This window comes from Amycolatopsis sp. NPDC114505, assembly GCF_055633615.1.
On record NZ_JBVKDV010000002.1, the window covers coordinates 1,995,456 to 2,009,173 of the forward strand.

Annotated in this window: 12 protein-coding genes; all 12 read left to right on the top strand. The window is 73.7% G+C overall.

Annotated features, from left to right (window positions below):
- Positions 1 to 3: 3 nt before the first annotated feature.
- From ACZ7OU_RS27305 to ACZ7OU_RS27360, 12 genes are read left to right on the top strand one after another with little or no spacing between them, the layout of a single operon-like run.
- Positions 4 to 2,292, top strand: a complete 2,289-nt coding sequence (locus tag ACZ7OU_RS27305) for a phage tail sheath family protein (RefSeq protein WP_470257285.1) — start codon at positions 4 to 6, stop codon at positions 2,290 to 2,292.
- Between the two features lie 16 nt (positions 2,293 to 2,308).
- Entirely contained in the window at positions 2,309 to 2,767 is a 459-nt protein-coding gene (locus ACZ7OU_RS27310) for a phage tail protein (protein WP_470237237.1), read from the top strand.
- Between the two features lie 10 nt (positions 2,768 to 2,777).
- The gene (locus ACZ7OU_RS27315; protein WP_470257286.1) at positions 2,778 to 4,250 is read left to right on the top strand and encodes a phage tail sheath family protein; all 1,473 of its coding nucleotides are present in this window, start codon (positions 2,778 to 2,780) and stop codon (positions 4,248 to 4,250) included.
- The gene (locus ACZ7OU_RS27320) at positions 4,247 to 4,747 is read left to right on the top strand and encodes a phage tail protein (RefSeq protein ID WP_470257287.1); all 501 of its coding nucleotides are present in this window, start codon (positions 4,247 to 4,249) and stop codon (positions 4,745 to 4,747) included. The genes ACZ7OU_RS27315 and ACZ7OU_RS27320 overlap by 4 nt, the downstream gene beginning before the upstream one ends.
- 25 nt (positions 4,748 to 4,772) lie before the next feature.
- Positions 4,773 to 4,961, top strand: coding sequence for a putative phage tail protein (locus ACZ7OU_RS27325; protein WP_470237234.1), 189 nt, complete (start codon positions 4,773 to 4,775; stop codon positions 4,959 to 4,961).
- Complete coding sequence (locus tag ACZ7OU_RS27330) at positions 4,958 to 5,626, top strand: CIS tube protein (RefSeq protein ID WP_470257288.1); 669 nt, start codon at positions 4,958 to 4,960, stop codon at positions 5,624 to 5,626. Before ACZ7OU_RS27325 ends, ACZ7OU_RS27330 begins: the two co-directional genes overlap by 4 nt.
- Positions 5,627 to 5,639: 13 nt before the next feature.
- A complete protein-coding gene (locus ACZ7OU_RS27335) occupies positions 5,640 to 6,833 on the top strand; it encodes a phage late control D family protein (protein ID WP_470237232.1) in 1,194 nt (397 codons plus the stop codon).
- Positions 6,830 to 7,462 carry a phage baseplate assembly protein V gene (locus ACZ7OU_RS27340; protein WP_470257289.1) on the top strand — a complete coding sequence of 211 codons (633 nt, stop codon included), beginning with the start codon at positions 6,830 to 6,832 and terminating at the stop codon, positions 7,460 to 7,462. Before ACZ7OU_RS27335 ends, ACZ7OU_RS27340 begins: the two co-directional genes overlap by 4 nt.
- Entirely contained in the window at positions 7,459 to 7,863 is a 405-nt protein-coding gene (locus tag ACZ7OU_RS27345; protein ID WP_470257290.1) for a GPW/gp25 family protein, read from the top strand. Before ACZ7OU_RS27340 ends, ACZ7OU_RS27345 begins: the two co-directional genes overlap by 4 nt.
- Entirely contained in the window at positions 7,860 to 9,755 is a 1,896-nt protein-coding gene (locus ACZ7OU_RS27350) for a baseplate J/gp47 family protein (protein WP_470257291.1), read from the top strand. Before ACZ7OU_RS27345 ends, ACZ7OU_RS27350 begins: the two co-directional genes overlap by 4 nt.
- The gene (locus tag ACZ7OU_RS27355; protein WP_470257292.1) at positions 9,752 to 11,791 is read left to right on the top strand and encodes a putative baseplate assembly protein; all 2,040 of its coding nucleotides are present in this window, start codon (positions 9,752 to 9,754) and stop codon (positions 11,789 to 11,791) included. Before ACZ7OU_RS27350 ends, ACZ7OU_RS27355 begins: the two co-directional genes overlap by 4 nt.
- Positions 11,788 to 13,713, top strand: a complete 1,926-nt coding sequence (locus tag ACZ7OU_RS27360) for a phage tail protein (RefSeq protein ID WP_470257293.1) — start codon at positions 11,788 to 11,790, stop codon at positions 13,711 to 13,713. Before ACZ7OU_RS27355 ends, ACZ7OU_RS27360 begins: the two co-directional genes overlap by 4 nt.
- The last annotated feature ends 5 nt before the right edge of the window (positions 13,714 to 13,718 follow it).

A 13,718-nucleotide genomic window follows, 5' to 3' on the forward strand; every position in this document is an offset into this window, starting at 1 on the left:
ACCATGCCCGAGTACCTGAGCCCCGGCGTCTACGTCGAGGAGGTCGACGCGGGGCCGCGGCCGATCGCGGGGGTGAGCACCAGCACGGCGGGCATGGTCGGGGTCACCCAGCGCGGCCCGACCGACGGGAAGCCGAAGCTGGTCACGAACTTCCTGGAGTACCAGACCACCTTCGGCGGCTTCCTGCCGGAGCCGGACCCGGCGATCCGCGACGCCTGGGCGAACAACCCGGGCGAGGGCGGCCGCTGGTGGCTGTTCCCGCTGGCGGTCAAGGGTTTCTTCGACAACGGCGGCCAGCGCCTCTACGTCAAGCGGGTCGCGAGCGCCACCGCGGAGGCCGCGTCCGGCACGCTCCGCCGGGGCCGGGTCAGCCTGATCGCGCAGGACGCCGCGGCCGGCGCCACCACGGTGGCCCTCACGCACCTGATCGGGTTCACCGGCACGGACCCGATCGGGTTCTTCCGCGGTGACACCGGTGCCGCGATCGGGGCCGCGACGATCACCGGGTACAGCACGACCACCGGCCGGGTCCAGCTCGACGCGGGACCGACCGAGCCGGTGAAGGTGGCGCGCGGGGACTACGTCCAGGTCGGGGACCGCCCCGAGGCCGAGACCCTGCGGTTCGCCGCGTCGAGCCCCGGCTCCTGGGGCCGGACGGTCCAGGTGCGGATCCAGCCGTCGGCGAGCGCCACCCTCCCGGTGCTGCCCGCGCCGGACCAGGGCGCGCTGATCACGACCCAGGTCGCCGAGGAGTCCCCGGTGGACAGTGCGACGCTCCGGGTGGACGCGGCGGCCGGGCTGGACGCGCTCACCCCGCCGTTCCGGGTCCTGATCGGCCCGCGGCGGTTCCCGGTGGTCGGGGTGGCCACCACGGACGACCACGTGGAGCTGACCCTGGCCGAGGGCACCCGGCACGCACTGTGGCGACCCGGCCTCGCCGTGCGCGTGGTGCGGTCGGCCCGCGCCGCCGACGCCGATCCGGACGCCCCGCTGACCCTGCGGATCGGCGGCGCGAACCGGCTGTACGAGGGCGCGGTCACCCAGCTCGACACCGGCACCGCGCTCACCGCCCTGCGCGTGCGCTCGGTGACCGGGGAGATCGTCGAGCTCGAACCCTTCACGGCCGGCGCCGCCCTGCCGGAGGAGATCCTCGAGAACGACCGGCTCGCCCTCGTCGAGGCCACCGTGGAAACCCGGTTCGCCGACCCCGGCGGCGGCTCGGCGACCGAGACGTTCCGCAACCTGCGCCTGACCGGCGAGGCCCCGGGGACCGTGGTGGGTGCGCTGGCGAGCCGGTCCCGGCTGGTGCGGGCGACCGCCCTCGACGACCTCGTCGCCGATCCCACGGCCTTCCCCGCGCCCGCAGCCGGCTCGTGGCTCAGCCTCGCCGACGACGGCGACGACGCCTTCGGGGGCCTCACGGTCGCGGACTTCGTCGGCACGGACGGCGGGAGCGGCAAGCGCACCGGCATCGTGGCGCTGGAGGACATCGACGAGGTCGCGATCTGCGCGGTGCCCGGCGTCTGGGCCGGCACGGTCGAGTCGGCGCTCGTGACCCACTGCGAGCAGCTCAAGGACCGGTTCGCCGTCCTCGACCCGCAGGACGGCCTCGACATCGAGGGGATCCAGACGTTCCGGGAGCCGTTCGACACCAAGTACGCGGCGCTGTACTACCCGTGGCTGGTCGTCAACGACCCTTCGACGAACCAGTTCGTCGAGGCGCCGCCGTCCGGGCACGTCATCGGGATCTACGCCCGCACCGACACCGAGCGCGGCGTGCACAAGGCGCCGGCCAACGCGGTCATCCGCGGCATCCGGCTGACCGACGGCATCGCCCAGGACGTCACCAAGCGGCACCAGGACGTCCTCAACCCCCGCGGGATCAACGCGTTGCGGTTCTTCCCCGGCCTCGGCCAGCGGGTGTGGGGCGCGCGCACGCTTTCGTCGGACACCTCGTGGAAGTACGTCAACGTGCGCCGGCTCTTCCTGTTCCTCGAGGAGTCGATCGACGAGGGCACCCAGTGGGTCGTGTTCGAGCCGAACGACGAGCCGCTGTGGGCGCTGGTGCGGCAGACCGTCACGAACTTCCTGACCACGGTCTGGCGCAGCGGCGCGCTCGCCGGCACGACGGCGGACGAGGCGTTCTTCGTCCACTGCGACCGCACCACGATGACCGACGACGACATCGCCAACGGCAGGCTCATCTGCGTCATCGGGGTGGCGCCCGTGTTCCCGGCGGAGTTCGTGATCTTCCGGATCCAGCAGAAGACCCGCGAGCCCCAGCTCGTCTGACTGAAAGGCAACGACCATGCCACCTGTGACGCGCGACGATCCGTACGCCGCGTACAACTTCCTGGTCATCGTGACCAACGTCAGCGACGACGGGGTCGCGGTGAGCGGATCCTTCACCGAGGTCAGCGGGATGGACGTCGAGATCCCGGTGATCGAGCACCGCAACGGCAGCGAGGACATCACGGTCCGCAAGCTCACCGGCCTCAAGAAGTTCCCGAGCGCGCTGACGTTCAAGCGCGGGGTCACCGGCCACGTCGGCTTCTGGAACTGGGTGAAGGAGGCGCTCGACGGCCGCGTGCGACGCACCGCGGGCTCGATCGTCATGCTCGACGAGAACCGCCAGGAGGTCATGCGCTGGAACTTCGACCGGGCCTGGCCGACCAAGTACACCGGACCGTCGTTCAACGCGACCAAGAACGAGATCGCCATGGAGACGCTCGTCCTGGCCGTCGAGAGCCTCCTGATCGACGCGTGAGAGAGCAGAGATGACCAGCGCGGCGCTACCCGGCGTTTCCCTGACCTTCGAGCGTGCGGCCCCGGCGGACGAGCCGCTGCGCACGGACGTGGCCGTGTTCCTCGGCCGCACCCGGCGCGGCCCCGTCGGCCGGCCCGTGCGCGTCGAGAGCTGGAACGACGTCGTGGGCGCGTTCGGCCCGCCCGACGGCACCTCGGCGACGCCGTACGCGCTGCGCGGGTTCTTCGAGAACCAGGGCCGGACGGCATGGGTGCTGCGGGTCTCCGGGCCGGCCGAGCCCGCGAGTTCACTGTGGACGGACGGCTTCCGCGTGGTGGCCGCGAGTCCCGGCGCGTGGGCGAACGGCGGCCGGGTCACCGTGCGGTACCGGGCGAGCAGCGTCGCGGGCCCGCCGACGGTCACCGTGCGGGTGCTGGTGCCCGGCGAGCCGGCGGAGATCTTCGCCGGCATGGCGCCCGGCGAGGTCGTCGACCGGCTCACCGCGTCGCACCTCATCCGGGTCGTCCCGGTGGGCACCGCGGACCCGATCCCGCCGGACGGGCCGATCTCGCGGTCGTGGGACCTGACGCTCGACGGCGGCACGGACGGTCCGCCGGGCCGCGACGACTACGCGGCCGCGGTGGTGACGCAGGCCGAACTGCCCGAGCCGGCGCTGGTGGCCCTGCCGGACCTCGGCGCCGACCTGGCCGGGACCGGCCACACGGACCTGGTGCTGACCCTGCTCGCCGCGGTGGCCCCGCTGCTGGACCGCCTGGTGCTGCTGGACGTGCCGCCCTCGGTGTCCACAGTGGACGACGTGCTTGCCTGGGTCGGCGCGCTGGCGGACTTCGGCGACGAGGCGCTGCTCGCCGCGGCGGCGGTGTACCACCCGCCGCTGCGGGCGCCCTCGCTCGCCGGGCCCGGCCTGCGGACCGTCCCGGCGTCCGGGCACGTCGCCGGGCTGGTCGCGCGGCTCGACACCGAGCGGGGCGCCGCCGAAACCCCGGCGAACGCCACGCTGCTGGACGCCGTCGACCTCGACGTCGAGTACCCGGAGGCGCAGCAGGCCCGGCTGTTCGAAGCGAACGTAAACCTGGTGCGCTGCATGCGGGGCCGCGGTCTCGTCGTGTGGGGCGGGCGGACGCTCTCGGGTGACCCGCGCCGCTGCTACGTGGCGCACCGCCGGCTGCTGCACCTGCTGGTGCGGGCCATCCGGCGGGCCGCCGCGCCGCTGGTGTTCGAGGTGAACTCGCCGGAGCTGCGGCTGTCGCTGGTCCGCGCGATCACCTCGGTGCTGCTGGAGGCGTTCCGCACCGGCGCGCTCGCCGGCAGCCGGCCGGAGGACGCGTTCCGCGTGGTCTGCGACGAGACCAACAACCCGCCGGAGCAGGACCCCGGCCAGGTCGTGTGCGAGATCGGCGTCGCGCCGGCCGTGCCCATGGAGTTCATCGCGCTGCGGCTCGTGCTCGGCCAGGACCGCGGCCTGGAGGTGATCGAGCAGTGACGACACCGGTCGAGCAGCTGCTCGCGCTGAACGAGCCGCTGACCAAGTTCCGCTTCCTCGTGACGCTCGCGCCGGCGGACGTGTACCTGCCGCCGGCGCAGGCCCTGCTGCTGCCGGCGGTGGCGGCGGGCGCGTTCCAGGAGGTCACCGGGATGGGGGCGCAGCTGGAGGTGGTGACCTACGCCGAGGGCGGCCGCAACGACTCGGTGCACCGGCTGCCGCTGCGCCACTCGTGGAACCCGATCACCCTCAAGCGCGGCGTCGTCCGCGACCGGCTCCTGTGGTCCTGGTACGACACCGGCCTGCACGACTCGCTGGGCGCCCGCCGCGACGGCGCCGTGATCATGCTCGACGAAGCCGGCCTGCCCGCGAAGTCGTGGATCTTCCACGGCGGGCTGGCCGCCAAGTGGACCGGCCCGGACCTGCACGCCGAGCAGAACGCGGTCGCGATCGAGTCACTGGAAATCGCCCACGAGGGCCTGACGGCCGTCCTCTAGGAGAGCCGCTTTGAGGAGACACAGCGTGCCCAAGAACCTGATCATCCACAACCTCGAGGTGCGCTTCCAGGTGGAAGGCGACGACGGGGCGCTGTTCGCCCGCCTGTTCAACAAACACATCCAGGCGTGGGCACGGCTGTACGAGGAAGAGTGCGCGCGGGCCGAGCGCAGCGACAACGACCGCAAGCTCGGCACCACGGGAGGCGGCCGGTGAGCGTCACCCCGTTTTCGCTGGTGAGCCAGGGCGCCGACGCGCACCTGGAGATCGAGCAGCCGGAGAACCCGCAGAACGTGCCGAAGCGGATCCCGCTGAAGTTCAACCCGACCGAGTACAAGCTGAGCAAGAGCAACACCTTCGCCGAGATCACCATCCCCGGTCTCGAAACCCCGCCCATCCAGTACATCCGGGGCGGCAGCGAGTCGCTGTCGGTCCAGGCGCTGGTGGACACGTCCGACACGCTGGACGACGTCCGGAAGTCCTATGTGGACAACATCCGCAAGCTGATGCGGCCGCAGGAGACCCTGCACGCGCCGCCGATCGTCAAGTTCGTCTGGGACAGGACGGTGTTCCGGGGCGTGCTGGAGAAGCTGGACGTCAACTACGTGCTGTTCGCCAAGAACGGCGTCCCGCTGCGGGCCCAGCTCGACCTCACGCTGAAAGAGTACCGGCCGGCGAAGGAGCAGGCCAACGACCCGCCGCGGTCGTCGCCGACGGTGGAGAAGAGCTACGTCGTGCGCCGCGGCGACACGTGGGACCGCATCTCCGCCGCCGTTTACCGGCGCCCGGACGCGTGGCGGGAACTGGCGCGTGCCAACGGGATCTCCGATCCCCGCGACCTGAAGCCGGGGCTGGTGCTGACCGTGCCCCGGCTGCCGTGAGAGGAGGCGTGCGATGACCGCGCCCGCGGGCACCCGGCCCGAGATCGCCGACCCGGACCGCTACGCGCCCGGGTTCGAGGTCGTCGTCGACGGTCTCCAGGCCGACCCGACGACCAAGAACGACATCCTCGACGTCAAGGTGCACCGCGACCTCGACGAGATGTCCGGCTTCGACCTCGAGCTCAACAACTGGGACGACGTCACGCTGAAGTTCAAGCACAGCGACTCGGAGAAGCTGCAGATCGGCACGCGCGTCTCCGTCCGGCTCGGCTACGCGGACAAGCTGCTGACCGTGGGGACCGGGACGATCAGCTCGCTCGCCCCGAAGTTCCCCGACGGCGCGTCGCCGACCGTCTCGATCACCTGCGTCGACGGCATGCTCGCGCTCAAGGACCGCAAGCCCACCAAGGAAGAGGACAAGAACTTCGTCGGGAAGACCGACTGGGAGATCGCCGAGCAGATCGCGCGGCGCAACAAGCTGGCGTTCGTCACGACCCACGAGGGCCCGAGGCACGACCTCGTGGTGCAGAAGAACCAGTCCGACGCGCAGTTCCTGATGGAGCGGGCCAAGCGGATCGACTTCGACTGCTACATCCTGCCGGACCCGCGGACGGGCGAGCAGACGCTCTACTTCGTCAAGCCCACCGACGGCCGCGACAGCCGCCCGATCCGGCTGTTCCGCCTCGCCTACGCACCGGGCCTGGCCACCGGGCCCAGCGGGCAGCCGGCGGGCCTGGTGCCCAACCTCCTCGACTTCACCCCGACCATGACCGTCTCGAACCAGGTCAGCAAGCTCACCGTGCACGGCTGGGACCCGGTCAAGGCGCAGCCGATCGAGTACGTCGCGACCGCGAAGGACCTGCCCGGCGGGCAGAACTCGGCCGACGGGCAGAGCGGGCCGGAGGCGGCCGAAAGCGGGGCGGGCGGCCGGCAAGAGGTGATCGTCGACGCTCCGGTGCTCAGCCAGGAGGAGGCCAAGGAGCTGGCGATCGCGCTGCTGCGGGAGCGGGCCTACGAGTTCATCACCGCGACCGGCCGGGTGGCCGGGCTGCCGGAGCTGCGGCCGGGGGACAACCTGGAGATCTTCGGCCTCGGCAAGCGGTTCTCCGGCACCTACTTCGTCAAACGCGTCGAGCACGCGCTCAACTCGAGCGGCTTCTTCACGACGTTCACCGGCCGGAAGATCTTCCAGGGGGACAAGAAATGACGGCGATGCCCCGCGCGATGGCGAGCGACCAGCGCTTCTACGGCGTCGCGCCCGCGGAGGTCGTGCAGAACGACGGGGACGACGAGGGCCGGGTCAGGGTCAAGTACTACTGGCTGGACGGCGGCGCGTCGATCAGTCCCTGGATCCGGGTCGGCCAGCTGTACGCGGGCGCCGGCTACGGCTCGGTGTTCGTGCCCGAGGTGGGCGACGAGGTGCTGGTCGCGTTCTTCCAGGGCGACATGCGCCAGCCCTACGTGCTCGGCGGTCTCTACAACGGCAAGAAGAAACCGCCTGCCGCGCACAAGGACGGCCGCGACCAGAAGATCATCCGCACCAAGGCCGGGCACCGGATCCTCTTCGACGACAAGGAGAAGGAGATCACCATCAGCACCGCTTCGGGCGCGAAGGTGGTGCTGAAGGACAGCGGGGAGATCACCCTCGAGGCGGCGAAGGTGACCGTCAAGTCGGATGCCATCGACCTCGGCGGCAGCTCGACCGAGCCGGTCGTGCTCGGCAACGCGCTGCTGCAGGCGTTCGTCCAGCACACCCACCCCGCGCCGGGCGGCGCCACCGGTCCCGCGACGCCCCTGCCGCCGTCCGTGCTCGCGAAGAAGGTGAAGGCGACGTGACCGAACCCTTCCTCGGCACCGGCTGGCGGTTCCCGATCCTGCCCGACGAGGCGGGCCGGCTCGCCTACGCCGTCGGCGAGACGAGCATCGAGCACTGCCTGCGCGCGCTGCTGCTCACCGCGACGGGCGAACGCGTGATGCGCCCGGACCTCGGCACGAAGGTGAGCGAGTCGGTGTTCGCGCCCGGCAGCGTGCAGAACCTGCGCGAACTGGAACGGTCGATCAGCGACGCGGTGCGCGACTTCGAGCCGAGGGTGGAGCTCGCCGACGTCCTCGCCGAGGCCGACCCGGCCGACGAATCCCGCGTCACGGTCTCGATCGAGTACCGGATCCGGCGCACCAACACCAAGGCCAACCTGGTGTTCCCGTTCTACCTCGGCCTGACGGGAACGACGCCATGACGCTGCCCGTGCCGAAGCTCGACGACCTGACGTGGGCCGACCTGATGGCGGCCGTCACCCGCCGCATCCCGGCCGAGTCGGGCGGCACCTGGACGCTGCACGCGCCGGTCGACCCCGGCGTCACGCTGCTGGAGCTGTTCGCGTACCTGCTGGAGCAGCGGCTCTACTGGCTCGACCAGGCCCCGGACGAGCTCGTCGTCGCGATCCTGAAGCTGCTGGGCCTCGAACCGCCGCGATCCGCGCAGCCGGCGGCGACCGTCCTCGCGGTGACGACCGAATCGCCGGAGCCGGTCGTGGTGCCCGCCGGGACCGTCTTCGCCCGCGACCCGGCCGCGGCCATCCGGTTCACCCTCGACGACGAGGTGACCGCGTTCCCGGTCGAGGGCGACGTGACGGTCTTCACCGACCGCGACCGCACCGCCGACCTGCTCGCCCGCCGCGGGGTTCCGCTGCTGGCCGCCGACGGCTCGGCCGCGTCGGCCCGCTTCACGGTGCCGCTCGCCGGGGCCCACTCCCCGTCCGGCTGGCTGTCCTTGCTGGTCGAGCTCGACTCGGCGGTGCCGCCGTCCTGGTCGCCGCTCGCCGTGTCCGGCGTGGCGCCACCCGCCGCCGTGACGTGGTCGTGGTTCCGGCCCGGCGGCGACGCTTCCGGGGCGTTCGAAGAGGTCGAGGACGGCACCGGCGGGCTGCGGCGGTCCGGGGTGGTGCGCCTGCGGCCCCCGGCCGGCTGGTCCACGGCGCACCGGGGGCTGCTGGTGTCGACCCCGGCCGCGACCTACGCGTCGCCGCCGCGGCTGCTGCGGCTGGCGGTCAACGTCTCGGGTGCCCGCCACCGCGAGTGCCGCACGGAGACCGGCTTCGCGGATCAGGTCGAGGACTGGCTGAAGCTGCCCGGCCAGCGGCTCGTGCTGCCGGACGCCGCCGACCGCCTGCTCACCGCGTGCCTGCGGCTGGCCGGCGAGCAGTGGGAACCGGTGGTGGACTTCGCTTTCGGCGCCTCGCGGGACCGGATCTTCCTGCTGGACCGCCGCGACGGCGCGCTGGTGTTCGGCGACGGGCTCACCGGCCGGATCCCGCGCCCGGCCGGCGACGTGCGGGTCGAGTACACGATCGGCGGCGGGCGCGACGGCAACGGCGGGCTCACCGGCAACTGGCTGCCCGTCACGGCCGAGGCGCCGGTGCGCGCCGCGAACCTGGTCCAGGCCGAAGGCGGTGAGGACCCGGAAACGGTGGCGCAGGCACGTGACCGGGCCGCGGGTGCGCTCGGCGAGGTGACCAGGGCCGTCACCGCCGAGGACTTCGTCACCCTGGCCGTGACGACGCCGGGGGTGGCGGTCGGCCGGGCCTACGCCGCGGTCGGCGAGCACCCGGGCTTCCCGTGCGCGCGGGTGCCCGGCGCGGTGACGGTCCACGTCGTCCCGTCGGTGCCACCGGGTGAGTCCGTCGCGCCCGAGCCGGATCCGGGCCTGCTGTGCGCGGTCGCCGGCCGGCTGGCGGAAGCCCGGTTGCTGACGGCCGAGGTGTTCGTGCGGGCCCCGGCGTACCGGGACGTCCGGCTGCGGGCCGACCTGTCCGGCACGCCGGCCGACCGGGCGAATGTGTCCACTGTGGTCGGTGATGCGCTGCGCCGCTTCCTCGACCCCCTGACCGGCGGGGACGACGAAACGGGCTGGCCGTTCGGCGAAGCACTGCGGCCTTCGGCGCTGCTGCGGGCCGCGCAGCAGGCGCTCGGCGACCTGGCGGACGTCACCGCCGTCGCGATCGGCGTCGACGGCGCGGAACCGGCGGAGACCTGCGACGACGTGCCCCTGCGCGCCGGCGACCTGCCGGCGGTCCGCGAGGTCCGCACGCGGGTCGTGCCCGCCGTCGAGCCGGGGGAGGGCTTGCTGTGACCGACGTCTGGTGGGCGCGCGACGCCACCGAAGAAGCCCGCATCGTGCCCGGCTCCGGGCCGTCCGGGGTGCAGCCCGAGCTCGTCGACGCGACGCGGGAAGCGGTCCGGGCCGCCGTGCGCGATCGCGTTCCCGGCTACACCCCGGACTGGACCAACCCCGACCGCCAGGACGCCGGCGTCGCCCTCGTGCGGCTGTTCGGCACCCAGGCCGAGCCCGTGCTGGCCCGGGTCGACCGCCTGCCGGAGAAGGTCCTCGCCGAGCACCTGAACACCGCCGGGGTGCGCCGCCGGCCGGCGACCGCGGCCGCCGCGCTGCTGGAGTTCACCGTGGCCCCGCCGGACGGCGCGTCGGTGCTCGTCCCCGCCGGGTTCCAGGCCGCCGCGTCCGGCGCCGGCGGCGACCAGGTCCTCTACGAGACCGACCAGGACCTCTACGCCACCCCGGCCACCCTGGGCGTGCTCGCGGTCCAGCGCGGCGGCGCGCTCGAGCCGGTCCCGCTCGGGCCGAACGGGCCCGGCCGACCCTTCGCGCCGTTCGGCGCCGAGCCGCAGCCGGGCAACGCGTTGTGGCTGGGTCTCGACGGCACCGCGAGCCCGTTCCCCTCACTGTCGCTGGGCTTCGTGATCGCGGCCGCGCCGCCGACGCCCGCGGCCGCCGGCGGGCTCACCCCGCTGCCGCTGGAGCCCCAGCCGTTGCTGCGCTGGGACGTCCTGGACGGCGGCCGGTTCGTCCCCGCCGAAGTCACCCGCGACGAGACCCAGGGGCTGCGTGCGAGCGGCACGATCGAGCTGCGGCTGCCGCGCACCTGGGCACCCGGCCGGCCGCCGACCGCCCGGCCCGGGCCCGCGCTGCGGTGGCTGCGGCTGCAGATCGCGCACGGCCTCTTCGCCGTCGCTCCGCCGCTCGTCTCGGGCCTGCGGCTGAACACGGTCGCCGCGACCGCCGCCCACACGATCTTCGACGAGCCTCTGGAACCGATCCAGGATCCCGCGACGCCGTCCGAGCGGCGGCAGCTGCGGCTGAGCCAGGTCCCGATCCTGGCCGGCAGCGTCGTGATCGAGGTCGACGACGACCCCGGCGTCGACCTCTTCGGGACGACCGAGGACAGCGCGTCGCGGTGGCAGGAGGTCCCGAGCCTCGCCGCGTACGGTCCGGACGACCGGGTGTTCGCGGTCGACTACGACACCGGCGTGGTCACGTTCGGCGACGGCGTCACCGGCGCGCCCGTGCCGCCGGGCTTCCGCAACGTCCGGGCCGTCCGGTACCGGGTCGGCGGCGGCCGGACGGGTGCCGTGGCGGCCGGCGCGGTCAACGGCGTCGTCACCGCGCGGCCGTTCGTGACCGGCGTGAACAACCCGTTCCCCGCCACCGGCGGTGCCGACGCCGAGCCGGACGCGGACGTGGTGCGGCGCGGGGTGGGGGAGCTGCGCTCCCGCGGCCGCGCCGTCGCCCCGGCCGACTACGGCCTGCTGGCCCTGCGCGCGCCGGGTGCGTCGATCGCCCGCGCGAACGGCGTGCCGGGCCTGCACCCGGACTTCCCGGGCGCGCCCATCCCGGGTGTCGTCGGCGTGCTCGTGGTGCCGCCGATCGACGAAGGCGGCACCGAGCCGCCCGTGCCGACGGCCGCCACCCTGCGTGCGGTGGCCGGCTTCCTGAGCCGCGAGGTGGCACCGGCCGGGGTCACGGTGGTCACCGGCCCGGTCGCGTTCCGGCGGATCGCGGTCGAGGCCAGGGTCGTGCTCGACGCCGACCAGGACCGGGCCGCGGTTCTCGCGCGCGCGGCCGACGCGGTGACCACCTACCTGGACCCGCTGCGCGGCGGCGAAAACGGCGGCGGCTGGCCCTTCGGCGGCGCGGTGCGGCACACCGCGCTCGTGCGCCGGCTCCTGGCCGTGGACGGCGTCCTCGCCGTGTCCGGGCTCTCGCTCACCGCCGACGGGCTGCGCCTGCCGCCGTGCACCGACCACGCGATCCCGCCGGACGACCTCGTCTGGCCGGAACGCCCCTTGCTGATCCCGGTGGAGGAGTCATGACCTGCGCGCCGACCACCGTCACCTTCCGGCTCCTCGACGACGTCGTCGGGTGGGACGAAGCCGCGGTGACCGACGTCGTCGGGTTCACCGACGAAGCCGGCGTGCGGCTGGCCTACGAGGGTGCGTCCCCGGAAGGCCCGACGCGCGCGCAGCTGCTGCCGTGGTTCCCCGACCCGCGCCTGGCGCCGGGCTGCCGTCCGTGCGGCTGGTACCTGCTCGCCGGGGACCGGGTGCTGCGCCGGGACACCTGCGCCGGCGGCTGGCTGCCGGTCTGGCCCCGCCGCTGCGACCCCCGGCTGCTGAACGAACCGGTCGCCGTGGCCGCGCGCGGGCACCGGATCGCCGTCGCCGACTCCGGCCGCGTCTTCGTCTGGCGCAACGAGGGCGACCACCTGGCCGCGGTGATCCGCCACCGCGACGCCACCGTCGTCGCGCTCGGGCCGGACGAGCAGGTGCTCGTGGCCCGCGCCGGCAGCGACCGGCTTTGGCGGTACGGCGCCGACGGGAGGCTGTGCGAGGTCATCCGGACCAGTGTCCGGGGCCATATCGTCGGGATCCGCACCGGACCCGGCCGGACGATCTGGCTGCTCACCGAGAAGAACGGCCGGTTCCGGATCTACCGGGACCACTGCGAGTCCACTGTGGACGAGCTGGCGGCCGCGCTGCCGCCGAGCAGCCTCGTCAGCGCCGGCGACGACGGCTTCTGCCTGCGGGAGAAGGGGCCGGACGGCGACGTCACCTCCTGCTACGACTGGGAAGGGCAGCCGCGCGAGGAACCGGCGCCCGAGGCCGGCCGGTACGTGACGCACGGCGAGTTCACCACGCACCTGATCGACAGCGGCATCTCGCGCTGCCGCTGGCACCGGGTGCGGGTCGAGGCGGACGTGCCGGCGGGCACGGCGGTGTCGGTGTCGGTCGTGGTGTCCGAGGACGACCGGTTCGCCGGGAGCGACTGGCAGACCGCGCCCGCCGGCGTCACCGACTTCCTCGTCGACCAGCCGCCCGGGCGTCACCTCACCCTGCGCGCCCGCCTGTCGGGAGACTCCGCCGCGACCCCGGTGCTGCACCGGATCCGGCTCGACTTCCCCCGCTCCACCAGCGCGGACCTCCTGCCCGCCGCGTTCCGGCAGGACCCCGCCGCGGACGACTTCACCGAGCGGTTCCTGTCGCTGTTCGACGCGAGCGTCGCCGAGATCGACCGGGTCATCGAGCGCTACCCCGCGCTGCTCGACCCGGCCGGCGTGCCGGACGCCGCGCTGCCGTGGCTGGCCGGGCTGCTCGGCCTGTCGTTCGAAGCCGGCTGGGACGCCGGCACGCGCCGGAAGCTGATCGCCGCCGCGCCCCGGCTGTACCGGCGGCGCGGCACCCCGGGCGCGCTGAAGGAGGCGATCGAGATCGTCTTCGGGGTCGAGCCGGTCATCGACGAACTGGCCGGTGACCGCCACTGGGCCCAGGTGCGCGCGACTGTGACGTCGCCGGCCCCGGCGACCGCTCGTGGTCTGGGCTCGGTGCGGCTGTTCGGCCGCTCGTCGTCGCGGCTGCGGCTCGGCACCTCGACGCTGGGCGCGACGCCGCTGCGGGCGTTCGGCGACCCGGACACCGATCCCCTCACCGAGCACGCCCACCGGTTCCGGGTCCTGCTGCCCTCCGGCGCCGCGGACGAGGACGCGGTGCGGCGCCTGATGGCCCGGCAGGCGCCCGCGCACACGAGGGGATCGGTGCGCGCCGGCGGGGCGGGGTTCGTCGTCGGCACGTGGTCGGCGGTCGGCGTGGACACCGCGTTCGTCCCGCTGCCGCCGCCCGTGGTGGGAACCGTGCGCCTGAACCACGACGGAGTACTGAGACCCGGGCCCCGCGGCGCACGTCGAGGCGTGACCGTCGGCGTGGTGTCCGCGGTCGGGGTCCACACGCGAGTGTCTTGAGAGGA